Origin of the sequence: Xenorhabdus aichiensis (genome assembly GCF_028598775.1) — a bacterium.
GTDB lineage: Bacteria > Pseudomonadota > Gammaproteobacteria > Enterobacterales > Enterobacteriaceae > Xenorhabdus > Xenorhabdus bovienii.
On sequence record NZ_JAQRFO010000033.1, the window covers coordinates 1 to 26,407 of the forward strand.

At 44.9% G+C, this 26,407-nt stretch carries 12 protein-coding genes; 2 read left to right on the top strand and 10 right to left on the bottom strand.

What is annotated here, in order from left to right:
- The first annotated feature begins 1,165 nt into the window (after positions 1-1,165).
- The gene (locus PSI22_RS14425; RefSeq protein ID WP_273580348.1) at positions 1,166-1,690 is read left to right on the top strand and encodes a hypothetical protein; all 525 of its coding nucleotides are present in this window, start codon (positions 1,166-1,168) and stop codon (positions 1,688-1,690) included.
- A gap of 557 nt (positions 1,691-2,247) precedes the next feature.
- Entirely contained in the window at positions 2,248-3,999 is a 1,752-nt protein-coding gene (locus PSI22_RS14430; RefSeq protein WP_238125656.1) for an ABC-F family ATP-binding cassette domain-containing protein, read from the top strand.
- Between the two features lie 142 nt (positions 4,000-4,141).
- On the opposite strand, the gene PSI22_RS14435 is transcribed toward PSI22_RS14430, so the two are convergent.
- The 10 genes from PSI22_RS14435 to PSI22_RS14480 form a co-directional block, all read right to left on the bottom strand.
- Positions 4,142-5,239 carry an ABC transporter permease gene (locus PSI22_RS14435; RefSeq protein WP_273580349.1) on the bottom strand — a complete coding sequence of 366 codons (1,098 nt, stop codon included), beginning with the start codon at positions 5,237-5,239 and terminating at the stop codon, positions 4,142-4,144.
- Positions 5,232-6,176, bottom strand: a complete 945-nt coding sequence (locus PSI22_RS14440; RefSeq protein WP_273580350.1) for an ABC transporter ATP-binding protein — start codon at positions 6,174-6,176, stop codon at positions 5,232-5,234. Before PSI22_RS14440 ends, PSI22_RS14435 begins: the two co-directional genes overlap by 8 nt.
- Before the next feature lie 71 nt (positions 6,177-6,247).
- Complete coding sequence (locus PSI22_RS14445; RefSeq protein ID WP_273580351.1) at positions 6,248-6,976, bottom strand: AMP-binding protein; 729 nt, start codon at positions 6,974-6,976, stop codon at positions 6,248-6,250.
- 217 nt (positions 6,977-7,193) lie between these two features.
- A complete protein-coding gene (locus PSI22_RS14450; protein WP_273580352.1) occupies positions 7,194-7,997 on the bottom strand; it encodes an amidohydrolase in 804 nt (267 codons plus the stop codon).
- Positions 7,998-8,116: 119 nt separating this feature from the next.
- Entirely contained in the window at positions 8,117-9,349 is a 1,233-nt protein-coding gene (locus tag PSI22_RS14455) for an SDR family oxidoreductase (protein WP_273580353.1), read from the bottom strand.
- A gap of 92 nt (positions 9,350-9,441) precedes the next feature.
- Entirely contained in the window at positions 9,442-10,209 is a 768-nt protein-coding gene (locus PSI22_RS14460) for an SDR family NAD(P)-dependent oxidoreductase (protein WP_273580354.1), read from the bottom strand.
- The gene (locus tag PSI22_RS14465; RefSeq protein ID WP_273580355.1) at positions 10,206-13,286 is read right to left on the bottom strand and encodes a PfaD family polyunsaturated fatty acid/polyketide biosynthesis protein; all 3,081 of its coding nucleotides are present in this window, start codon (positions 13,284-13,286) and stop codon (positions 10,206-10,208) included. The genes PSI22_RS14460 and PSI22_RS14465 overlap by 4 nt, the downstream gene beginning before the upstream one ends.
- On the bottom strand, positions 13,283-17,647 hold the full coding sequence (locus PSI22_RS14470) for a polyketide synthase family protein (RefSeq protein WP_273580356.1): 4,365 nt from the start codon (positions 17,645-17,647) through the stop codon (positions 13,283-13,285). Before PSI22_RS14470 ends, PSI22_RS14465 begins: the two co-directional genes overlap by 4 nt.
- A 145-nt stretch (positions 17,648-17,792) precedes the next feature.
- Positions 17,793-24,626 carry a type I polyketide synthase gene (locus PSI22_RS14475; protein WP_273580357.1) on the bottom strand — a complete coding sequence of 2,278 codons (6,834 nt, stop codon included), beginning with the start codon at positions 24,624-24,626 and terminating at the stop codon, positions 17,793-17,795.
- A 445-nt stretch (positions 24,627-25,071) separates the two neighbouring features.
- A complete protein-coding gene (locus PSI22_RS14480; protein WP_273580358.1) occupies positions 25,072-25,557 on the bottom strand; it encodes a DUF6347 domain-containing protein in 486 nt (161 codons plus the stop codon).
- Between the last annotated feature and the right edge of the window lie 850 nt (positions 25,558-26,407).

Consider the following 26,407-nt stretch of genomic DNA (forward strand, 5'->3'; position numbering starts at 1 on the left):
ATTTCAATTAGTTTCCAATTACATTCTATGAATATCTTTTTTCCATCCTTTAAGATTGCAAGCTGGATGCATCATCTCTTTGAGGTTTAACAAAGTCAATACAATGAGATTACAAATAATTTACTTTATGATGTTTTTCACAATTTATAAAAGAGGTTTCATTTACAATTTATGCATAGTTTATGCATAAAAAATAATTAAAAAGAGACATAAATGAGGAGATAATAGGAATCAACCTGAATTGTTCAATAACTATTCATTTATCATGTAAGTATTTTACGATCACAATTTCAAAAAAAGTTTGCAAATGGCCATTTTACTTTAAAATTCAACAATACCTTTAAAAATCAATGCATTAATAAATATCATCCTGAAAAATCCAGATTCCAGAGACAAAAACTACGATAAAAGCGGCACAAAGGTTCAGCAATTTGCCTTTAGGTCATTAGTTAGCTAGAGATCTATCCCTGTAAGCGTAATGTTGTACACAGATTGTCCGCAGAAATCGGAGCATGCACGTAGGTAATCAAGAATTAATACGTGAGTAGGGTTCGCTGCGCACCTCCTTTCGAACCGCATTGAAGTACGTTCAAAAGCTATCGCTTTAATCTGAATACAGCCCAAATTCAAAATACCTAATAAAATATCCCTAACGGGATAGGCTTTATACCTAATAGACTTCAAGATTAAAGTTATTTCTAACAGATTATAAATTCTGTTTCCCATGCTGTTTGTATTTCTTACTATGCTATAGATTTTAACTAATAAAAATTATAATTTATGATTAAATATATTTTTTAACTATCATATAAAATAAGGATTTTAATATCAATATATATCATAGAACAATAGGAAGAAAGAAAAATTAATTAGAAGAAATACAACAAATAAAAATAGATTTTACTGAGGATAAATACTATGAAAATTTCAAAGAGAGAATGTATGTCTGGTATTATATCTTTTGATATTAGAATATCAACCTGAGAAATTATTACATTAATAAATTGTATGAATGATTTATTAAGCTATTGTTCTAATGGACAAGTAAATGAAAAAATATTACATAAATACAGAGATAGCTTATTTGATTTGTTAAATTCTAAACAGTCTAATTAAAAAATAACTTTAATAAACATAAACTTAATATTTTTCAAAAAGGTAGAAAATGATTAATCAAGAATTGATAAATTATTTACATTCAGCCTATCCTGAATTAACAATTGATACTAGTTATATTAAAGGTTATTCTGAAGACGAAATACCTAAACTAGAACGTCTTTATGATATTAAAATTAAAGGTCAATTATATGATTTTTTAATTTATATGGGGCGTTGTAGTGGAGGGTTATTTGGAGATTCTCCTTTGAATTTTTACCAAGAACAGGATACTGTTCGAGGTGAAGTGATATTTCAATCTTGTCAGCGGCAAGAGTTAGCAAAAATTCAACGTCATGATTTAATGGCTCAAAAACCATTTTTTATCTCAATAGAAAGTTATACTCAATTTTATTTTTTACTAACTAAATCAGATAATCCTGATTTAGTTTATTGTTTTGATGAAAATGAAGAAGTAGTTGAAGATACGGGCTTAACATTTAATGAATACTTAAGAAGTGTTGTAGATTATGATACCCGTAATGCCGCATGTAAAATACCATTTGACCGTTCAGGTGATTTACTTATTCTCTAATTTTTAGTATTAAATTTTAAAGACTTAAACTTAAATGTTGAAGTTTTTTTGTTGTCATCCTTAAACCACCTCCTATGGAGGTGGTGATCGTTCCTATAAGGCAATGCCCATCACGCCAGAACAAATTGAAATATGTGAATTTGGCTCAGTACCGGGATGTCCGGTGCAAGAAAACGTCGAAAACACTCTGCCGGGCGCTAACGGGAAACTGGCAGCCTGAACATTGTTACGCCAAATTCGTGGCTAATCACACACGATTTTGCCCTTTCTCTTAAGCCAACTTAGACAGGTTCTCGTTGTCTACTTTAATTACAGATGCTATAACCTACCCATCCATTTACCCACAGAGAAGAAAAGGAGGTTAATTATGATGTTAAGTGATGTGATTGAATATTCACATTTCTTTGGTAATCGTCAGCACTCAGGCTTATCCACTAACGCATTGCGTTAATCCTGCCTGAGCGAAGTTTTTACCAATTTAATATCCCTTCCTCAGCTTACAGGGTTATCGCGTTTTATGACCCAAGGCGTTATCACGCCTAAAATTTGAGTAAGCTATGAGTACATTATTATCAACCCAAAATCTGTCATTCCATCACGGTCACACTCCACTGTTAGCCGATATTTCTATCGCCATTAATAAAGGCGAGAAAATCGGTCTGATCGGGTATAACGGTTGTGGAAAAAGTACGCTACTGAAATTACTTTCTGCCCAATTATCACCGAATGAGGGAACCGTAACACTGGCAAATCACTGCATTCTGGCCTACATCGAACAGCATTTACCGGCTACATTGCACAGTATGACGCTGATTGAGGCTGTGTTGGATAAACTGCCCGCAGAACAACGAATTGAGGACAATTGGCGGGCAGAAATTTTGTTAAGTGAAATGGGGTTTCAGCCGGAGCAGCACAATCTGGCGATCTCAGCACTTAGTGGCGGTCAGCATACGCGCTTATTATTGGCGCGGGCGCTTATCATTAATCCAGATTTATTATTGCTGGATGAACCAAGTAACCATCTCGATTTGCCGACAATTCTCTGGCTGGAGCAATTTCTAACACAGTGGTGCGGCAGTTTTATTCTAGTTTCTCATGACAATACGCTGTTGGATCACTTAACGAATTGCACCTGGATATTACGCGACGGTAATGTGTCTCTCTATCGTCTTCCGTGCTCACAAGCCCGTGAAGCGCAGACAGCACAAGATCTCAGTGACGAACACCGCCATAACGCGCAGCAAAAAGAGATTGATCGCATCGCGCACAGTGCCAAGCGTCTGGCTATCTGGGGCAAAGTGTACGATAACGAAGCGCTTTCCCGTAAAGCCAAACAAATGGAGAAACACGTCGATCGCCTGCAGGACTGTCAGGTTGAACTGGCCGTTAGCAGCCAATGGCGGTTGAAACTGACCGGTGATGCTTTACGTGCAGATCGCCTGTGTGCGTTCAATCAACTGACAGTGAGCCCTGCACCGTCCTGCCCACCACTATATATGACGGATAATTTGTCCGTGAAAAGCGGTGATCGCATTGCAATTATGGGTGCGAACGGAACCGGAAAATCATCTCTGTTAAGAATGATTTTGGCACAATCGCAATCTCAGGCTCTGACGCTGCCGGATAGTCCTCTTGTACTGCATCCGCGTGTCAATCTTGGGTATTACGACCAGAAACTGGCACAGTTGTCCGATAGTGATACGCTGTCTGATGCCTTAAAACCGTTTGCTGCGCTGATAGACAAACAGCGGAAAATGGCGTTGATCAGCGCTGGGTTTCCGTATTTGCGCCATCAACAAACTGTTGCATCACTGAGCGGTGGTGAACGCGCCAGACTGTTATTCATCGGCCTGAGTTTGGCGAAATATTCATTATTGATGCTGGATGAACCGACCAACCATTTGGATATGGACGGTAAAAATACGCTTCGCGATGAAATCCGGCTGTTCGCTGGTGGATTATTGCTGGTCAGCCATGATCGTGAATTGATTGAGCAAAGCTGTAACCGTTATTGGTATATTGATGGCCAGCGTTTAACGGAATACCACGATTTGGATGCGGTATATCAGAAAATCCGTCACGCCAATAGCAATACACAAACGGACAGCGCATCCGTATCTACGTTTTCTCTCGTACCATCATCGGAAATGCTCTCTGATGATGACGAAATGAAACTGGCAGAGCTAATTTCATTAGAGGAAAAACTGGCGACGGATTTGCAACGCAAGGCCGCACACCAGAAACCGATATTGCAACAGCAATGGCGCGAGAAAATAGCCCAGTTGCGTCAACAATTGTCGTTGGATTGACATATATCTGTTTTGATCATTCATAGGGAGCCAAATGGCTCCCTGTTTTATTTTCAACTTAAAACCACGCCTACAGGACGTGGTTTTAAGTTGAAAATAAACATCCTGCAAACCAACCCGCCGGATGTTTATAATAATCACTTCAATACCAGCGAAATATCTTCATACCCAACACAAATGTCACAATCCCAATCAAACTCAAGATAATCGCTGCGGGTACGACCTGCAATAGATCACCGCCTTCAATAAATACTTTGCGCATATTGTCGGCCAGAATGGTTAATGGCAGGTATTCAATAATATTCGCCATCCACTGCGGGAAGTTTTTGTAACTGAAAAAGATCCCTGACAACAAAATCTGAATCAAAATGGAGACTTCCAACAATCCATTCGCGGTTTGGGCTTTGCGGGCGCGGGATGCCACCAGCACTGCCACACCGGAAAAGCAAATATTCCCCGTGAGCATCAAGAGCAGGAAGGCGTAAAACGAGCCTTGTATTTCTACATCAAAATAGAGGTCTGCAAACAGGTAGATGATTAATATCTCGGTAATGCTGATCAAAAGGCAGGAGAGGATATGTGCCAGCAGGAATGTGGATTTGCGCATCGGGGTAATGCACATCTGACGAGTAACCCGTGTGATGCGCTTTTCCGCCAGCGCCCAGCCAACCGCAATCAGGCAAGTCTCCATAATCGCCATTGCCAGTAAGCCCGGTACTAGGAAATCCACATAGCGTAGTCCCGGTGTTTCCAGTATAAACAGGTTCTTTTCAGCCTCTATTCCCTCCTGCTGGTTAAGCAGGTAATAGGTCAGTAAGGCGTCACTGTTCTGTGGATCAAGGTAGTGGACGCGTTTTTTCTCTTTATCCTGTTCAATGAACATCTGGATATCCCCTCGTTTCAGCCCGCGTACAACGGCCTCATGATCGGGATAGTAGGTGATGTTGTACCGAACTTTGACCAGCCTTTCACGCTTGATCTCTTCTTTATTGATAATGCCTGAGATCATGTGCTCCTGCGCAGTAAGCTGCTCTCCCCACTGTTTGACTTGCTGCTGTTCTACGGCTTCCACAGGCAGCACGATGCCGATTTCTCTTTCGGGAATATCCTGAGAGGAGAACGAAACCCCTAGTAGCCAGACCAGCAATAGAGGAAAACCAAACGACCAGAACAAAATTTCCGGCTCACGGATATATTGCCGGAATTGAGTTTTCATCAAGTTGAGCAGTGCACTATTCATGTAACCTTCTCCCGGCCAAAGTCATGAACAGGTCATCCAGCGTTTTCTTCCTGACCATCAGTTCAATGATGTCAACCTCGACTTGTTTGGCAAACTCAAAAAGATGAGCAACAAAACTAGTGGAATCTTCAATCAGCATACAGATCTTATCTTTCCTTTCATCGTACTCATAGTTTAAGACTTGAGCATGTTGACTCAGTGCCTGCAGGCGGTCAGGAAAATGGGTACGGAATTCAATGAGATCGCCATCGCAGTGTTTTTTCAACAACTCATCTATACTGCCCTGTGTGATAATTTCTCCCTTATTCATGATACAAATGCGATCACAGAGATATTCAGCTTCCTCCATATAATGGGTAGTTAAGATCATAGTTGAGTGCTTTTCACGGTTGAGTTTACGCAGGATATCCCAAGTATCATGACGAATGCGCGGGTCAAGCCCGGTAGTGGGTTCGTCCAGGATCAGGATTTCCGGCTCATTGATGATGGCCACACCCAATGCGAGACGCTGACGCTGACCACCGGATAACCCCTCCACATAGGTTTTGCGTTTTTCTTCCAGCTCGACCAGTTCCATAACCTCCTGCGCTCGTTTGCGTGAACAACCATAAAAGCTGCCAAACAGGTTAAGTGTTTCTTCTACACTGAGCTTATCGATAAACAGGGTCTGCTGTAAGACGCCGCTGAGGTGCTGACGCAGGTAAGGTGCATCCTGCTGCCAGGTTTTGCCTAATACCCGAACCGAGCCTGAATCCGGCGTTTTCAGCCCTTCCAGTATTTCGACCAGTGTCGTTTTACCCGCCCCATTCGGACCAAGCAGACCAAGGAATTCTCCACGATAGACATCCAGAGAAATTCCTTTTAGCGCTTGATAGTCCTTGTAGTGCTTCTTGACCTGTTCAAACTCAATCACTTTCTCGTTGTGTTGAATACCCATAAAATTCTCTGTATCTCATTTGGTGATAAGTTGTGCTCTCACTAAAGAGTGTGACATAAATATTGGTAACGTCATTTTCCCATCGTGTGAACTTCAAAAGTACTGGCGTCAAGCAGTGTCCAAATGTCATTTTCTGTCGAGTTATTTTTTGTCAAATCAAGATGATGTTTCTCAGCACGAAGCAATCTCATGGCACTCAGTCGCATCGCGCTGGTATGGGATATTTCAACGCCTTTCGAGACACCGGCAGTCTTAGATACGTAGACGATACAAGCCAATGGGTCAGAATGAATACTCACATCCGGGTTATGTAATGGCATGGTCTGGATAAAGGCTTTTTCGCTGTCAATGCAGAGGTAATCTACCTTACTTTCATCAAACAGTGATTGATACTGCAAGACGCCAATGACAAGCTCGATACCCGCATCTTCAATGTAAAAACCGATTCGCTCCGCTCCATGGGTGCTGTTAATGGGCAGGTAAGCCAGTCCCGCTTTCAGGATTGCCAAAATGGATACCAGCATCTCTTCATCATGTTCCAGACAGATGCCGATAACGGGTGAAAAGGCGTCCGTTTCCCCCATCTGCTGCTTGATTTGCAGGATATAATGCGCCAGTTGATTGGCTCTCTGATTAAGCTGCTCATAAGTCAGCCCCAGCCCGTTCTCAGTATTCAGCACAATAGTCTGTGGATAGCGCTGTACCTTCTGCTCAAACGCCTGATGCAGTGTCTGAGTCAATCTCAACTGTTTTTGCTCCAGGGGGGCTTTGGGTTGAAATGTATGTTTTTGCATATGCATACGACCTCCGGCAAATTTCATTGTTATACCTTTCATCTTTCAAGTTACGGCTTTGTTGGCTGCAACTTGAAATCTATTAGGTATGGAGTGAGTTTGATTCAGCATCAGGACGACGTTCCCAAACAATACGATCATGATGGCTAATGCACCTGCTCCCCCTTTCAACGAGGTGAAACAGGCGGCAGTAGCCATCTTCCTTCAACAATGCAGAGTTGCGTTATGCATTACTTCCTAACACATCGTTGTTCAAAACAAAGGGATCAGCATCTTTCAGAAATGGGAAACGTTCCCTGACACCCTGCACATGGGAGAGTGACAGCTGCACGGTTTTCACCACTTCGTGATTCATTTCGTGCAGCAGTACTTCACCCAGTGGATCGATCAACATAGTGTGACCGTCATAGTCTAGTTGGTTGCCATCCTGCCCAACACGGTTAACCCCGATAATGTAGCTCTGGTTTTCAATGGCGCGCGCCTGAAGGAGCGAGCACCAGTGAGCCGAACGTCTTGCTGGCCAGCTGGCGATGTAGATCGCCGCATCATAATGACCATTGACGTTACGCGACCAGACGGGGAAACGCAGGTCATAACAGATAAAGGCAGCGATTTTCCAACCCTTGAAATTCATCACCAGCGGGGCATTGCCTGCGGTGTATTCGTGATCTTCCTGGGCGAAAGTAAAGAGATGCTTTTTGTCATAATGAGCGACAGAGCCATCGGGATTAACCCACAGCAGACGGTTATAAAAGCGCTGGTTTTCCGTGATAATCATGCTGCCGACAATGGCACAATCTTTCTTGGCAGCCATCGCTTTCATCCACTGAATACTTGGCCCTGTCATTGTCTCAGCAATAGCCTGAGGCTTCATGCTGAAACCCGTGGTAAACATCTCCGGTAAGATAATCAGATCACTACCCGTGATCTGATCGATGTGCTGTTCGATATGTTCACGGTTTTGTTCTGCATTTTCCCAAACCAAATCGGTTTGAACCAACGTCACCTTAAGATTTTGTTCAATCATTGAAAGCTCCGATTCAACACATATTTCTGTCATTACTTGTCTTTTATTCGATTGTTTTATAAACAATCCTTGAAGAAGATCAGGATCCAGATGCAGCCATACCGCATCGTATATCCTCATTACAAATCAGCATCAAACAGTTGTTCCAGATAGCTCCCCCGTACAGATGCTTCCCGTATTTCAGCCCTTTCTCCCTGCTGTTGTGGCGACGCAATAAACTCACATTCGATCAGGTAATTGAAGTAATGGAAAAGTAGCGTTCTATCCGACAGGGAGCACTGAATTCCACTGCCACTGAGTAATTCAATTGTCAGTTGTGTGGAATATTTGGCTTTTTCGGTCAGTTCCATACCGGAGTAAAATAGCCCCAGCAGATCGGTAAAGACCGAGCGATAAGGCTGGTCATAACGGTACAGGCGGTTTTGTGCCAGCGCTTCCATGTAATCATTCATGTTAATGGTATCAATACGATAACCAAAATCGCGCAGGAAAGAGACGATGTCATTGAACGTAACCGGGTTAGGATTAGTCAGGTTAAGCGTCTTCCCATTAAATTTCTCGATATTGAAAATGGCATACAGCGAGGCTTTCGCCACGTAATCCACAGGGGTGATATCAAAATCGTCCTGTGCATTGAACGTCAGCCCAGTTTCCACCAATGCCTTAACCATTTCGTAATAGATGCCCTTGACCTTGGTATGCGCTAATGGGTAACGCCCATTCGTACTTTCTCCCCAAATGTTGCCCGGACGCACAATCACCCACTTCAGTCCTTTTTTTCCGGCACTGTGAATAATTTTTTCGGACTCAAATTTGGAGCGCTCGTAATCCATATCATCAAATCGTTGCCCCACGTCCAGATCAGTTTCATGCAGGACAAAACCGTCCTTATACAGGCAATCCCCCGCCATGCTGAAACTGGAAGCATGCAACATCGCTACATTGCCCTGGAGACAGAAATCAATCACATGCTGTGTACCCTGCACGTTAACAGGCGCAATCTTTTTATAAGATGCCACAAGGCTAACGTTAGCAGCGCAATGAATGACCCGGTCAACTTTGTCAGCCAGTTCGCAGTAAAGCTCTTGTGTCAGCCCCAATCTTTTTTTAGAGACATCCCCCAGTACCGGAATAATCCGATGATGAGTGTTCTCACTTTGTTTTTCCTGATCGTAAGCAAACAAGATACCTTTCAGACGTTCTATTGCCTGCTGGCTGTTTTCTGCCCGTATCAGACAGTAAACCTCAATATCCGTCGTCGTCAGAATTTCCAGAAGGATCCTTCCCCCCATCACGCCAGTTGCACCGGTAAGCAAGATACTACTGACGTCCTTTTTATTATGGTCGAACATATTTATCCCCTAAAAGTCATCACATAGCGGCGAAAGTATGAGATCAGGCAGCAAAGCACCTGATCTTACTAACATTTTATTCCCCTACGCGGCTATAACGTTCCGACACGCATTCCGCCATCCAATGGGATCACTGCGGAATTGAGGTAGTTAGTTTTGCAACTCGCCAAAAATCCCACAACTTCAGCCACGTCATCTGGCGTTCCCCAACGCCCGACCGGAACAATGGAACGTACAACCTTATCCTCTCCCGCCGACTCCATCGAGCCTGATTCCACAAACTGCTCCAACATGTCGGTTTTACAGACCCCTGGAGCAACGGCTGTCACACTGATATTCAGTGGACCCAATTCACGCCCCCAGGATTCTGTCGCGGAGATCAGACCCGCTTTTGAAGCGCCATAAGCAGAACTACCTGCCGCTCCCCAAATGCCAGCAACCGAGGCAATGTTGATGATGCGCCCATATTTCAGGCGCGCCATGTAGCGAACAAAAATTGATGTGCTGTTGAAGGCACCTATCAAATTGACGTTTATAACCTTGGTTGTCTCACTAAACCCTTGGCCAGAAAGACAGAATGCTCGATTAATAATGCCGGCGTTGTTCACCAGCACTGTAATGGTGTCACCGAATGTTTCAACAATCTGTTGCGCCGCCTGTTCTACCGAGGCTAAGTCAGTTACATCCATTTCAAAGGTTGCAAGGGATTCAGGGTGTCCGAGACGCTCCTTCAGGAGCGCCAGTTTTTGGCTACTGACATCCGTTGCCGCCACCAGATAACCAATATCCAGCAACACCTTGCTAATCGCTGTGCCGAATCCCCCCGCTGCCCCAGTGACGACAGCAATTTGTCGGCTCATGCATCAATTCCTTCTTTGAATGCGATATCAATGACTTTGCGAGCATTTACCATCGCATCAAAGATCCTCTCTTCAAAGAAACGCACGTCATCCTGTGACATCAACAGGTTAGAGTACATGCGAGACAATGGTGAGAACTGAATGCCATAGCGTTTGGAAATTTCACGAATGATGATGTCGCAGAATTTGACTTTATCGCTGTAGCCTTCCGTAGAACTAACAGGTGTGCTTTGGGAGTGATAAACCAGCGCGGTTGGCATTCCTTGTACGACCAGTGGCAGGTCAACCGCTTTGGCCGCTTTCACGAACACGTCGGAGATCTGACGCATGATATTCCCCATACGGTCATAGCAGCCGGGATCTCGTTCAATCAAATCAAAGGTCGTCTGAATTGCCGCCAGACCCAGTGGGTAACCGTTGAAGGTGCCTGCATGGATCACTTTCCCGCGGGTGTACAGGTTCATGATGTCACTACGACCGACAATGGCAGAGATTGGCATAGAGCCGCCGCCAAGGGCTTTCCCAAAGGTCGCCAGATGTGGCGTCACACCCAGTAGTTTTTGTGCTCCCCCCAGTCCCAAACGAACACCCGTAATGATTTCATCGAAAATCAGCACAATGTTGTGTTTTTCACACAATGCTTTGGTTTTTTCCAGATAGCCTTCTTCTGGGAAGATCCCGCCACCATTGATGCAGAGAGGTTCCATCAGAACAGCGCCGATTTCATTGTGATAACGGTCAATAGTCGCCGTCAGAACATCAATGTCATTCCAGGGCAACATGAACGTTTGTTCTACCATGATTTTGGGGTCACGTCCCAGTGTATCCAGCAGGTCCCCATTGAACTGCTCTGGCACGGGGTAAGTGAGATCCTGCTTTTTACGCCAGCCCATGATATTGTCGGCATTACCGTGGTAATGGCCGTGGAAGCGGATGAAGCGATTTTTGCCCGTAAAGGCACGGGCAAGACGCAGCGCATTCTGTACCGCTTCTGTCCCGCTCAGGCAGAAACGCACCATTTCTGCACAGGGAATATGTTTAACCAACGTTTCGCAAACACCCACTTCCAGATCGCAGGTATCAACCGAAGTCACTTTACCCATGTATTCGATCAGGGATTGGTTATAAGCCTCATTGTGGTGTCCAACCAGCAATGCACCAAATTTACAGAACAGATCGAGATGTTCATTACCATCCAAATCCCACACACGGGAATTGCGCCCACGGTTGAAAGGGATCACCAGCGGGCGCTCAGGATCACCAAAGTTGTAGTGCGTACCACCAGGCATCAGCTCCCAACATTTTTTGTAAAAGTCCTTTGAATTATCCAATACGAGTTTTGTTGAAGCGTCCATAGGTTCTTTACTCCTCACCTGTGATTTTTGAATTGACATTAAGTTAAGATGACGATCATCAACCTGACTGTGGTCAGCAAGATCGTCGTTAGATTGTTCATGACTAAATTCATTTGGCTGGGAATTTTCCCCGCCCGTGTAGAAATGCAACGGTAGATGCCGTTTAATCTGCTCAGGCACAGCAATATTGAATAATTCAAGTAGGGTAATGCGAGTGAGATAGGCCGCTCCCTTCATCAGCAATTGGGCAATTTCGCTGACATGCCTGTTTTCCACTGCTTCAAAAGGCGTTCCTTGCAGCCATTCGTTCATGGCACCCATCGCCGCACCACACCAGATCTGGTAATCTAGATTGCGTACTGGATCACCTGTGATCGCCCAGCGGGATGATTGGCCGAGATACCATTGGAACACCAACGCCATCTTTGTCTTCGGCTGTTTTTCCGCTTTAGTAATGATGTCCAGTTGGTTAATACTCTGGAAATAGGCAATAGTTTCCTGCCAGATTTCTGTCAGTGGTTTGTGGAATATCTGTTTCTCCAGCAGAGCGATTTCCTGTACAGGCAGGGTGTCCAGACTGTCGTGCTGTTTATACAGATTGTACAATTTTTGTGCTCGCACAGCATACATACTGCCCTGTTTCAGTACCTGTACTTTTGCCCCCAGTTCAAACATGTCCGCTGAGGGTGCAGTGGCAACATCATTAATTTGAGCCTGCCCCAGCATTTTTTTCACCGCGCGGGATGTGCCGGCTTCCACACAAGCCTGATTGATCGAGCCAGTGACAACATAAGCCGCGCCCAGAGCAAAAGCGGCCAGAATGGCATGAGGTGTTCCCAGACCGCCCGCCGCGCCGATCCGCACCTGATAGTCATGTTGAGTTTCGTCTGCGATTTCATCCCGTAGCTGGACGACTGAGCGGAAAATGCAGGCGAGCACACCCTGATCAGTATGACCCCCTGAATCCCCTTCTACCGTGATATCATCTGCCATCGGTATTTGGCGAGCCAGTTCTGCCTGCTCAGGTGTGATAAGCTCCTCTACCAGTAATTTTTGCAAAATCTTTTCCGGCGCTGGCCGCAGGAAATTCTGAGCGACTTCGCGACGGGAAACTTTGGCAATCAGGTGATGATGACGCAAGATAGTGCCATCAGGTTGTTGTACCAGACCACTAACGCGGTAATAGACCAGCGCCGAGCTAAGGTTGATGTAGGCCGAAGCTTCAATCACCCGCACCTGATTTTCCATACACAGGCGTACACAGGCCATTTCCCATTCAGGATTACCGGGGTTATGCAGCAGGTTGACGCCGAATGGACCTTCGGGCAATGTCTGCCGGATACGGGCAATCGCCTCAGCAATCCGTGGAATACGCAAGCCACCTGAACCAAAAATTCCAAGAATGCGCTGTTTTCCCAGCGCAATAACCATTTCTTCAGAGTGGATGCCATTTGCCATCGCACCCGCGTAATAGGCATAATTCACGCCATAATCCGCCATGAAACCCGCATCTCCCAAACTGCCTGCCGTCACTGCTGGCAGGCGACCAAGCAGAGTCGTCTGTTCTGCTATTGTGTCATCTGGCAATAACAGTGATATTGATTCACCCACCTTCACAACACGCAGTTCAGTCGCCAGCTCCTGCAAGTGGGAGATCCCTATCGTTAGCGGTAACGCTGTCAGTTGATGGCTCGATTTATTCACAGATAAGCGCTGACTCATTTTAAAGCTTCCTGTTTCAGTTCTGCCGCAATGATCTGGTGTGGCTTGCGTCGCACGTATCTCACGCCCATGTTGTCACTCACGCCAACCACATTGCCGCGATAGAGCGTCTCCGCAATAAAAAACAAAGTAATAGACTCCAGCTTGTCATCAGAATAGATGGCATCAATGGATTTACAGGTCAGCCGGAACTGCACCACATCCCGTTCGCATTTCACTTCACCACGGAATTTAGCACCGGATGTATGTTCAGTCAGCGTATGCACTTCCAGATCAGGCTGTGAGTTCAATCCGAGATAGAGCAGATAGAACTTCATCAATTGTTCAGAGCCTTCTACCAGTAAAGTCCCCGGCATAACCGGATCATTCTTGAAGTGAGCTTTGAATGCCCAATGTGCGGGATCGATATCTAATTCCGCCACAATCTGCCCCAAACCGAATGCGCCACCCACCGTATCGACACTCAAGATCCGGCTTAACATGCGGGTATCCGGGACGCATAATTTGCCTTCCCTGTTATATTGATACTGCGACCCGAAACAGGCAGCGAGATCACCATTCATGACGTTAGTGATGTCCCGCTCATTGAATGTTGTCCGATCACAGTGCAGCAACGGTGTAAAGGGTTTTGCTGGTATGCTATTTTTGCCTTTGGCGAAATATGCGCTGGTATCAAAATTACCTGCGTTCTCAATTTCTTTGCGGCCAAAGAAACCGGAGTTGGCCACCAGCCGGAACACCAGACGTTCCTCCACATAGCAAAGATATTCATAAGCGACTAAAGTCAAGCCGCCGACCCGCACAACAGAGGTGATATTGACGCGTCCACGCAACACATCTCCCGTTTTCGGCATCTCGCTGTAAATCGTGGTATTGCAGTCCACCGCACGGTAACAGCGCTGTCCTTTGAACATCAGGTCACAGCCAATCACCGTAAACGCCACGATCATCGCATGGGACGATTCCAGCGCGACGAACGATGGTACACGGCCATTCACGGCATACCACGCATCTTCAGGCACGTCGTATTCCCATTCGATATAGCAGGGTTCTAACTTGCCTTTGACGGCAGAAAGTGCCGTAATGCGCGAAACAAACATGAAAGGGGGTGATGGCATACGCGTACGTATCTGGTAGCTATCGACTTCTGCATAATCAGCACCCAAAACTTTTTCTACACTGCCGTCTGTCAATTCCAGAACTTGCTGCTCGTCGAAAACGGCGGATGAGGTTGTCACTCTCTTTTTCGTCGATGCAACCAATGCGGATTCTGTGGTTTTAGACTGAATTAAGGGCAGCTCTGCCAAATGCTGTTTAAGCAACTGATAATACGTCTGCTCCAATTGCAGGTAATGCAGTTGAGTATGGGCATTGCGTATGAAGTGATTAAGTTCCATCGGCAATGACATATTCAGGGTTGATACTTCGGGAGATACCACTTTTGTTTCGGCATCTGCCGGTGTCACCGCCATATTGACATGCACAGCCGCAGCCAGTGACGCAAAACGAGCCAATGTCTGTTCATTGAGGATTAACTCTTCAACGGTTTTTTCTCTTGCGGTATACGATAGAACTTTTAAGCCTGCCTGATTTGACTCTGGACGACTCGTTGGGCGAGCGCGCTTTCCGCTCTGTGGTTCACTTAAGATCACATGACTGTAAGCCCGGTCAATACCCAAGTGACTGATTGCTGCACGACGGGGACCTTTTTCCGGTGCAGGCCAGGATTGGGTATGAGCCGGCAGTTGGAATTTCCCTTCTGCATAATGCGCCAATTCCTGATGCTGCGGATAATCTGGCAGTACCGGTAAGTATCGCTGTGTAAGCTGTAACGCGGATTTGATGATTCCAAGCAGGCCCGTGGTCATAAACAGATGTCCGTAGTTGGCCTTAACGGTGCCGATGGTGGCGGTCAGTTGTCTGTTTTGTGAAGCATAAACCCGACCTAATGCAGACATTTCAGCGGCGATCTCGCCTGGTTTCCCACCCGCATACAGTTCAATGTAATCAATCTGATCGGCTGTACAACCTGCCGCTTCTAATCCGGATCTAGCCGCCGCCAGAATCGCGTCTTCGTTTCCTCTGAAATCAATAGAGTGATCAGGCATATAGGTGATGCTGAGCCCATCCAGTACAGCATAAGCAGGCGTATTATCACGAATAGCATCCTGTTCGCGCTTAAGGATAATCACACCACCCGCATCGCCAACGATTTGGTTACCGTGATTAGATTGATGATCCCACAGCACATTTTCCAGACTGCCGCCAAAACTGCTGCTGGCAATCATGACGGCATCAACATGCTGTCTGCTCAACATGAACTGAGCCAGTTCCAGTGCCTTGAACGGGGAATTTTCTTCTCCATAGAGCGTAAACGCCGGGCCATTCAACTTCAAATGAGCCGCCAGACGGCTTGCTACAATATTACCTATACCGCCAGTAATACCTTCAGGATAAGGTTTAGGAAACAGACCATCTTTGACAATTTCCTGCAAGGCTACGGTATCTTCTTCTGACAGATGAATACCTCTGCTGGCCAAACTCTGGCTAAGTTGCCAACTAATTTCATTACGTGCCTGATAGCGCAAAGAGCTATAGTCCACGCCTCCTGCTACAATGACGGCGATATTGCGCTTACTGCCATCCAGCGTATAACCCGCATCAATAAAGGCACGTTCCGCGATGGGCAACAAGAACATATGGCAGCTTAAATGCGCACCTACCACATTGGGCGGCAATTTGAAGTGCTTGCAGTCAAATTCAAACGTTTCAATATAAGAGCCTAAAGGCGGCTGGCTGATCCCCTGCATTGCCAAGACATCGTGACGCTTTTCCATGCCAATCCAGCGGGTTTTCGGCAGTGGGTAAAAATGCTGTATCCCTTGCTGCAATGTCTGATCCAGCGTTTTGCCATCTTCGGTTTTCGCCATATGCACACCAATACCGACGATAGACAGACGCTCAATTTTCTGACGGTTCTCCAACTTCACCTGTGTGCATGCCGCCCGCCGTTCAGGTGTATCTTCACCAATGACCATGTGCGCATTAACCCCACCAAAACCAAAGGCGTTAATGCCGGCACGCTTAGGTCTATTGCTGACAGGCCAGGGCTTGGCTTCCCGCACGACGTGATCAATGTTCAGCAGCCCTTTTTGTGTCAAAACCAATTGTTCGACACGCGGGGTAGCAGGGATCATATTATGCTGCATGGCCAACAGCACTTTCAGTAACCCCCCCATACCTGACGCGGTGAGCATATGGCCATTGATCGCTTTGTTGGCACCAATCAATGGTATTGTTCCACGTTCACCAAAGAAGGATTCAATTGTCGAGAGTTCGACCTGATCACCAATGGTCGTACCGGTCGCATGACATTCAACATAATCAACACGCTGCGGATTATCCCGATAGGCGCGCTCCAGAGCGATGCGCTGCCCCTGTATATCTGGTACCAATAAGTGTTTGGCACCCGCATCGTTGGACAACCCGATCGATTCAATGACACCATAAATCTTGTCATTATCACGTATCGCATCAGAGTAGCGTTTTATGGCAACAATGCCGCTTCCCTCACCCGCTTTCACCCCTTTGGATGATCTGTCAAAAGGAATGGATTCCCCTTTTGCAGGGAATACCTGCAACATATTGAAACCATGATCGATATAGATATGGTCTGTATGACAAATCGCCCCGACCAGCATCATGTCAACCTTGTGGCTGAAGAGATAATCTATTCCCAGTTTGATGGCATACAGTGCTGATGCACAGGCAGCGTCAAGACAATAGCGAGGACCCGATAATCCCAGAGCCAACGCTGCAATCGTAGCATTATGCCCACCCGTAATTAAATTCTGGTCAGAATAATTTGCGGGTGGCCAAACCGAATCAAAATGAAAATCAGGTCGCCCAATTAATTTTTGAATATAAGGCTGTAATATTTTTTGATAAAAAGGACTCATTAATCGTTTGGTTGAATGAGTCGGCATACCAATATTACCGAGAATTAATCCGGTTTTTTCTAATACTTTTTTATTCTGACGATAGCCACTGTCATTCAATGCCTGCTCCGCAGAATAAATAGTCCATTTAAATAAATTATCCAGCGAATTTAATTCTTCTTCCGGTAAGTGATATCCTTTTCCGTCAAAATAAAAATCCCGGACATGTCCATTCTTGACATAATTGATTGTATCCGGTTTACCTGCAACCGGAGAATAATAACAGTCCAGATCAACGCCCAGTTCCAGAGCAGATAAGGGTGTGGTGCAATCCTTTTCCCGCAGCAAGTTATCCCAATATTTATTAAGGGTATCTGCACCGGGAAATAAGCACCCCATCCCAATAATCGCAATATTTTCCATCAAGGAGAGACTCCTGAATATGACAGAGTTCCCCTGAGCGAATACTTTCGCTCAGGTATATTATCAATCTGCTTTCTAATTATAACGATTAATTATTTTCGCTATTCACCCTGTTCGATAGTTGACTGAGGAAAGATAATTTCCTCTATTCAACAAACACGGTAAATTTTGCATTATGAAACCGACTATAAATATAGCCTTGTTCATCATAAAAAATAATATCTGTTATTATTTCCGTTGATATTTGGTTCTTGATTTCAATTGACGCGTAGAATTCTTGACCAAATTTCAACTCAGCATATTGTTCTATTTTTTCAATTGCATTGGGTAAACACATTTCATTTCGTTGCAGCAACCACATTGCAGGCAATTGAAAAGCAATATCGTTAATGAACAAATTAAATAAACGGGTCGAGAACTGCCCCTGCATTTCAAGCTGTACCGGCATAACACAGCACTTCAATGTAATATGATCATCATCAACATGGACGACTTTCTGGACACCATGGAATGATTCCCCATGGAACAGCATGCCCTCTCCCCCGACACCGCCATAGAATGGCAACGTCTGCGGAACCTCAGCGTTCAGATCGATACCGACTGCTTCATGCTTCGCTTCACGGCTTTGCAGGCTCAGGATCAAGGTCGCCTGATAATGTTTCATTCGTTTACTGGTAATGACAACATTCAGTGCCAACCGCCCATCACCCGATTCATCAAATGTACTCGGAACCCATGCCACACAGTAAGATTCAGCCAGCGCGTTATCAAAGACAATACCTTTCAGAACTTTGAAATGAGTGATGGTTTCCAGTTGATAACCAGGGAAACGATCTTCACAGATCCGCGCCATCCAGGCAATCGCCGCCGTCATGGGCAATACGGATTTACCCTCGATAACATGGTGATACAAGAACGGGTTCTTATCGAGACTCAATTGACGGTCAACCTGCTCTCCGATACCCAACACCTTAACTGTCTTCTCAGCCTTGTAGTTTGCCCCGCCAATCGTGATCTGGAGTGAACCGGGATCCCGGAACTCACGCACAAAACGTTGAGTGCCTTCTTCGAGCGGAATAATCGCCATGTTCTGTGCGTCATATGCCCGTTTGAGAACATCACTGACCATACCGCCATCCCACGGTCCCCAGTTCACTGAACGGATTATCTGACTGTTTTTACCTTTGAAAGGCAGGTAGATAAATTTATTCAGTGTTTCGTTCGCCAACGAGTAGTCGGCCTGCCCGGCATTGCCAAAGAAACCGGAAACCGATGAGAACAACATAATATGGCGCAGGGATGTAAAGTCTAATTCGCGGCACAGATTTTCCAGCCCTTTGACCTTGGCATTAAAGACCGAATGTAAATCTGCCAGTGTTTTCTTTTCAATTCGCTTATCCGCCAGATTGCCGGCACCATGAATCAGACCCGTTATCTGCCCAAGTTGCTGCTGTGCTTTGGTCAGTGCGATTTTCACCTGTTTTGGATCAGTGATATCGCAGTGCAGGTACATGACCCGTCCCCCAGCCTGTCTGATTGCCTGCAATGTGCCATTGATTTCATCAATATGCGTCAAGCGGCTCAACATCCCATTAATCTTAACGGGTGTAAGCTGAACGCCCTGCGCTTTCAGGTAAGCCATGGCCGCAGTTTTGCGCTCATCCTGCGTAATTTTGCCTTCTGCCCATTTCGGCAATGGCTCGGTCATATCCGTACGCCCAAGCAGAATGAAAGTGGCCTGACTCTGTTTCGCCAATTCAATAACGCATTGTGCAGTAATGCCGCGAGCACCTCCTGTTACAACCAGCACATCACTCGCGTTGACCTGATTGACAGATGTCGCTGACAATACATTTTCTTCTGTCAGTGCCAATGTCATACGCTCGCCATTCACGCCCCGTCCCACTTCCCCCATATCAGTCCGGCTATCTTGAAGCTCTTCTACCACCATCTTCGCCGCATCGCTGTCTTTGACTCTGGCATCAATATCGACTGTTCGGCAGAAGACATTTTTCCATTCAATATTCAGAGACTTAGTCAGCCCTGTGAGCCCAGCCGAAACGATAGACAGGTGTTCCCGTCCAGAGGTGAGTAACTCACCATCACCGCGCATGATAACCATGAAATAACCGGTCTTCTGTTCATCATGGTTAAGGCTTCCTTGCAGACGTTTTGCCAGCAGGAACGTGGTTTCAACTGAGCGGTAATCCTGTTCATTAAACACATCAGCTAACGCCTTAACGCTCTGCTTAGGTGTCTGCAAGTAAATAACGCCCTCAATCGTGCCATGTTGCTGCTCAATGTCTGCCAAAGCCATGTCCAGCGCTGCTTCGTCCCTCATTACAGCTTGGTTTTTCTCCAGCATCAGAACAGCAACCTGCTGTCCCTGTTGCCTGAGTGCGTTCACTACGTCATCCACGGTGGTTGTCCCCTCATCAACGACCAGCCAGCGTTTAGGAGATGAAAACACCCCCTGTAGACGATCTGGCATAGGCAGGGGTTGTTTCACCACGGCAAAACGCGAAACGGGTGAGCCGGCAAAAGACTCTTCTTCATTTAAGACAATTTCATTCTTTAGTGCAGGCTGAACCACAGAAGGTACAATCAGTTGCGGTTCAGCTAATGGCTTTTTTACGCTGTCAACCTCAGGTGAAGTTACTGTTGATGTGAAAAATCCGAGAGACTGTAATTTGCCTGTTGCTCCCCCGCTATCAGGGACAATGTTGCTTTTGGTGTTTGCGTGTTCACGGGTTTCGACTGATGGCAGTGATTGCTCTGCCACGACTTCATCACCCCCGTTGCCGAGCAAGCCATTCATGACGTCGTCAAGCATTTGCTTAAAGAACACGCCCATCTTGCTGATATTACTCAAGGAATCGACTTCGAAGTTTTCCAGATCTTTATTTCTTGAAGCTTCATTGTAAAGACCCACGTTCGCAGAGAACGCGTCAAACATCGCACCAAAGATTTCCAGCCGCTTAATGGAGTCAATGCCCAAATCAGCTTCCAGATCCATTTCTGGCGTGATCATATCCTGCGGATAACCGGTTCTGTCACTGACGATGGAGATCAATTGGTTGACAATCTTCTCTTCAGTGATTTGTGACAAGAGCTGGAACTGTTTTTCTACTTCGGGATCAAGGATTTTCGCCTTTGTCTCAATCACTACAGGTGTAGGCTGACTGACAGGTGTTTCATTCACTATTGGCTTAACAGGTTCCTCTACCACTGATGGCATGACAGGCATTTCTGGCACCATTGAACGCACTGGCTCAATTTCCTTTATCGTGTCCACAGGCTTGGATCCCTTTACAGGAGCCGTGTCAACCTTCACCGCTGGGGCAGTTGTCGGAATCGGAGTGGGAATTGGCGCTGGCGTTGATACTGGAGCAGGCTCTATTGTCGCCGAAGCGGTCACTTTGGCCAGAGCGGAATAATCCACCACAGGCGATGACATACGGTGAGTAGGTACTATCATCGGTGCCACTTGCCCGGACTGGAACAAGCTCTGCTGAGCCATGAAATAGTGTTCATGGTTGGAATGATATAGTTCAAGGTTCTTGTCCAGTAATTGAACACTTTGACTCAGACTGGATAACATGCTCGGCAGGTTCTGATGATCCTTACAGGTTTCCAGCAGGGTATATTGTTTATCCAACAACATCCCCAGCAGTTGAATATAGTCTTTCTGGTTAGCTTGAAATTGTTGGTGAAGCTGGCTCATAACCTGTTGAGCCTGCAACAGTCCATTTAACATGTTTACATCTACGTTTTCACTCAACTGGTTGTTCTGTTCCATCGTGCTCTCTCGTCTTTGAATGATTGTCAGCATATTTTGTTGAATAAATTGGGCAGAAATTGTTTTGTTTTCGGCGATTTTTTCGACTTTATTTTCAACTTTTTCTACCACAACTTCTTTTGTTGGATGTACTTCTTGTGTTGGTTTGACTTCTTTGCCTGAATGCTCTTCTTTGATGTTGACTTCTTTTTGGGAATGCAAAGGCATAACCGGAGCCATCGGTACAGGTGCAGATTCAGCGATAAATTGCTCGACAATCGCGCTGTCGCCATCACGTAGCGCACGTTGGCGTCGTGCCTTATTTTTCTGGGACAGGTAGAAACCCCCGCTCATTCTGAACGTCAGACGTTTGCTTTTGTCTTCCGCTATCGGTTGAGGGCGTATGTGCTGATTTATTTCTCTGAGTTTGACACCTTCCGCCAGCAATTTGGCTTGAGCACGGGCAAACTGTAACCGATCTTCCCCTTTGTCATTGGGATTAACGGAAATAACCTCGTGTTCTTTGTCTTTCAGGATATCGGCCACCAGTTTGCCCAAGACCCCTTTAGGCCCTACTTCGACAAACAACCGACCACCCTGCTGGTAAATGGCTTCAATGGTTTGGCGGAATTGCACTGGCTTGATCAATTGTTCCGCCAACAATTCCCGAATCGTCTGCGGAGAATTTCCATACGGTTCCGCTGTTGCACTGGAGAACAGTCTGCATTGCGGTGACTGGAAATTGATACCCGCCAGACATTCACGATAAGGCTGATAAGCCGGCTGGATAAATGCGGTATGGAAAGCGGCTGAAACCGGCAGAATACGACAATGCACATCACGTTTTTTCAACTCATCATGGAGCTGGTGAATCAGGGAAGTCACACCGCCGAATACCACCTGCTGCTGAGAGTTGTCATTGGCAATGATAATGCCGGTATAGCGTTCCAGAATCTGTGCGCGTTGTGCAGGGTTGAGCGACGCGGCCAGCATTGCGCCGGCATCAGTATCTGCCCCACGGTGATCGCTGGCAGATGCAGCCGCCCAGCCCCTGGCAAGAGAAACGCGGTGGAAATCCTTATCGGAAAGCACCCCTGCCGCCCAGAGTGCCGTGACTTCACCATAACTGTGTCCGGCAACAAAATCAGGGGCGAATCCCATCCCTTTCAAAATGTTGAAATAACCTGCACTGATAGCGCCCAATGCTGGCTGGGCATTAGCCGTGTCCATCAGCCGTTGTTGCTGTACCTGACGCTCGTCATCTGAAAATGTCGGGACGGGATAAATCACCGGCGATAGTTCATGCCCTAATTCATTGATGGACACATCATCCAGTGTTTCCAGCGATTGCCGCATTTCGGGGTAATCGTTGGCAACGTCGCGCGCCATGTTGACATACTGCGACCCCTGACCGGGGAACAGAGCGACAATTTTGCCATCCAGCATTTTTCCTTGGGGCTGGTAATAGATCCCGCGCGGATGTTCCCAACCATGAGCACTATTCTGCTGCAACTGTTTGATGGCAATCGACAACAAGGCAACTGTCTGTTCTGCGGATTGAGAGACAAACAGCACTCTGGCCTGTTGCGGCTGTAAGCTGTCAATGTCCTGCTGCTCAAGATACTGGCGGATGGCGATATCAGGCAAGTTACCACTGAAATGGATCAGAGCTTCTTCACACTGTACAAGCAATTCCGCCGGATTATGACCTTTAAACAGCATGATCCAAGGTGACTCATTCAGCCGATAACGTCCATGCGTATGTTTTTCATACTCTTCGAGAATGACATGGAAATTGGTGCCACCGAAACCAAAGGCACTCAATGCTGCACGACGCGGTGCACTGCTGAATGAACGCAACCACGGCCTGGCTTCGCTGTTGACATAAAACGGGCTGTTTTCTGCTTTCAGCAAGTTTGTCGGCTTACCCACATTGATAGTGGGAGGCAGGACTTTATGATGCAGTGCCAACGCGACCTTCATCATAGACGCAGCGCCTGCGGCACAACGAGTATGGCCGATCTGGGACTTGATGCTGCCAATTGCCACCGATTTTGCAGGCACCTGGTATTCACCAAACACAGTGTGTAAGCTTTTTAGTTCGGTATCATCGCCTGATGCCGTACCCGTGCCATGCGCCTCAACCAATTGAATATCATTGGGTGAGAGCCCTGCGCTGGCATAAGCCCGCCTCAACGCTTTGGCCTGTCCTTCCAGACGAGGGGCAAAAATACTCTTGGCTCTGCCGTCACTGGAAGCTTCAATGGACTTAATAACAGCATAAATTCTGTCACCATCCAGTTCTGCATCTTCGAGACGTTTCAGTACCAACATTCCCACGCCATCACCAAGCATCATGCCATCAGCACTCTGATCGAAGGGACGGGATAAATTACTTTTTGACAATGCCGGCGTCTTACTGAAGCACAGGAATGAAAAAATGGAGTTCTCCAAATTGACACCCCCCGTCAACACGGCATCACAACTACCAGAATGCAGTTCACCGATAGCGGCCTTGATTGCCGCAAGACTACTGGCACAGGCAGCATCTACCATATAAGACGTGCCACCGAGATCAAAATAACTGGCAATCCGGCCACAGGCGACGTTACCCAAAAACCCCGGGAAACTGTCTTCAGTCCATTCAAGGTACATGCCATGCATCCGTTCGATGATGTCATTTGTCACTTTTTCTGACAGGCCGGATTTGACCATAATTTCACGCAGATAAGGTGCCTGCTGACGTGAAGCCAGTGAAAATGACGTGTTGCCATTTCCTGCACCGCCTAAAATGACGCCGATACGATCACGGTCTACCCTGCTATTCTCCTGTCCAACCAAGCCCGCATCCAGCATGGCCTGTTTAGCAACATAGAGTGCAAATAACTGTGCCGTACTAATTGAGTCAATAATCGCGGGTGGAATTTTGAACTCTACCGGATCGAAGTCAATCGGAGGCACAAAGCCAGCACGATGGCCATAGGTTTTATCTGCCACTGCCGGGTTGGCATCGTAAAAATCCTCTTTTTTCCAATATTCATCTTCTAACATGGTAGAGATATCAGTCAGCGAGTCCTTTTTGCTGATGATATTTTCCCAGAATTTATACAAATCCGGTGCATCAGGAAAATGACTGGCCATACCAACGATCGCAATATCCCCACGAACTTTCCTATCATGCAAAAAATATGTCTCAGACATACATTCCTCGTGTATTGAATAAAACAACCCCGTAATCAGCATATATTTTATATACTGAGTTGAGTGTTTTCACTGCCATACTCAACCAGAAAAAAATTCTGTACCTACCCAATACATTCTCGATATATGATCGAGCCATATATTAGCCAAAGTAGATTATCGAAATATTCTTACAAGAATATTACGTCTATTTTTCTGGGATAATTTTTTTATTCTTTTTTTCCGTAGCACAGTATTTTGAACTGTTATAGCTACTTTTTCACTGTCTGTTATAGCTATTTTTATACTGCCAGCAACTTCAATTATCTTTATCTAAAAACAATATATTTTCTTTGATATCGATCATTGTTCGTTGTTATTCAATAAAAAAGCCCATTACAAAATAATATAGACCACTCCGACTGATTAAAATACCATTAGTGAAACAATAACGCTCATAAATAAATTACAACAAAAAATCAATAGGATAATAATTCAAAACTAATATAACAACGTTATGTGAAAATAAACAAAATAAAAAACCACTAACAAACCATGACAAAAATCTTATTTTTGATAATAAGGAGTAAAAAGGTAGGATTAATAAAATATGAAACGCCAGCACACAGAGGGTAATCAGTCCCCATACCTGATAAAAACCTCGATAACTTCCCTTAAATTCAATTAATGCTATAACATTATTTAACAGGGTCTGATTAAGGTGTTTCGAAGAAAAGGCCTTGATGTTATCATAAATTATTTCAACAGAAATTCTAATGCAAAAAATAAATAAAAACAAGATCAGATAATCACCAATAAATGGAGTATCCCCCCATATATTTATCAGGAAAAAATAAATTCCACCAACAATAGCAATATTAATAATAATATGCCAAATAGCATTAGCGTAACTTATCATGGTTAGACCTCTTTTGAGGTTAAATGCAATCATAAAGCTTTTTCCTTGTTACAATCTTAACAACGGTGATCATCTTATATTTGTCATTTACCATGTTACAAAATTGATTATGAAAATCATTCAGAACATAAAATTTTGGCATTTTTCCTTAACGCTATATTGGTATACCTCTAATTTATTTTTCTTTCAATTCGTTAAAAAAAACCACCTGGATCGTATGTATTTTTTATTTTTTTTAAAAAACAATCAGTTAATAACAAGCCATTAATATATAAAATCGCAATTACTGGTAAACTAGCAAAAAAAAGAATATTAAACCATTACAATACAGAAGATTAGATAATTATTGTCGATAATTTATTTTAACAGACCCGTAAGAAAACATTATATCAGATGTATGATTTTATAAATTATTTCAATATTCCATTATCATAGTTACCTTATCATATCTACCTTATCATCTTCACCATGAATACATCAATTAGGATCATTTAGTAATGAAAACTTGATATGTCATAATTTGCAATTAGTGCTTTAGTCATACCTATTAATTTAATTTACTTAGGATTATAATTTGATTAAGCTCTATATTGTATATAATAACTTTTATATGTAATCACCGAAAATAACAATATTTTCTAATCTAGAAAGGATATTTTTTTTCAAACAGCAGACTAAACTGTTTTATTCATTTTTATTCACTCACATATATTAATTAGTCAGCTATAACCCGAATATTTATAAGGAATATCACAATAATGGTCTCATTAGCCGATCTACTACAAAAAATCCTGATGTTAAACAGACAGACGAGTCATTGAGTATGTGCTGACGATTAATGTCTAATTTTCAGCAAAATTGAATGACACCATTCCAAGTTCAT

Bases quoted from the DNA above. Each gene is read 5' to 3' on its own strand.
- PSI22_RS14425 (WP_273580348.1), top strand. From the start codon at position 1,166: ATGATTAATCAAGAATTGATAAATTATTTACATTCAGCCTATCCTGAA.
- PSI22_RS14430 (WP_238125656.1), top strand. From the start codon at position 2,248: ATGAGTACATTATTATCAACCCAAAATCTGTCATTCCATCACGGTCAC.
- PSI22_RS14435 (WP_273580349.1), bottom strand. From the start codon at position 5,239: ATGAATAGTGCACTGCTCAACTTGATGAAAACTCAATTCCGGCAATAT.
- PSI22_RS14440 (WP_273580350.1), bottom strand. From the start codon at position 6,176: ATGGGTATTCAACACAACGAGAAAGTGATTGAGTTTGAACAGGTCAAG.
- PSI22_RS14445 (WP_273580351.1), bottom strand. From the start codon at position 6,976: ATGCATATGCAAAAACATACATTTCAACCCAAAGCCCCCCTGGAGCAA.
- PSI22_RS14450 (WP_273580352.1), bottom strand. From the start codon at position 7,997: ATGATTGAACAAAATCTTAAGGTGACGTTGGTTCAAACCGATTTGGTT.
- PSI22_RS14455 (WP_273580353.1), bottom strand. From the start codon at position 9,349: ATGTTCGACCATAATAAAAAGGACGTCAGTAGTATCTTGCTTACCGGT.
- PSI22_RS14460 (WP_273580354.1), bottom strand. From the start codon at position 10,209: ATGAGCCGACAAATTGCTGTCGTCACTGGGGCAGCGGGGGGATTCGGC.
- PSI22_RS14465 (WP_273580355.1), bottom strand. From the start codon at position 13,286: ATGAGTCAGCGCTTATCTGTGAATAAATCGAGCCATCAACTGACAGCG.
- PSI22_RS14470 (WP_273580356.1), bottom strand. From the start codon at position 17,647: ATGGAAAATATTGCGATTATTGGGATGGGGTGCTTATTTCCCGGTGCA.
- PSI22_RS14475 (WP_273580357.1), bottom strand. From the start codon at position 24,626: ATGTCTGAGACATATTTTTTGCATGATAGGAAAGTTCGTGGGGATATT.
- PSI22_RS14480 (WP_273580358.1), bottom strand. From the start codon at position 25,557: ATGATTGCATTTAACCTCAAAAGAGGTCTAACCATGATAAGTTACGCT.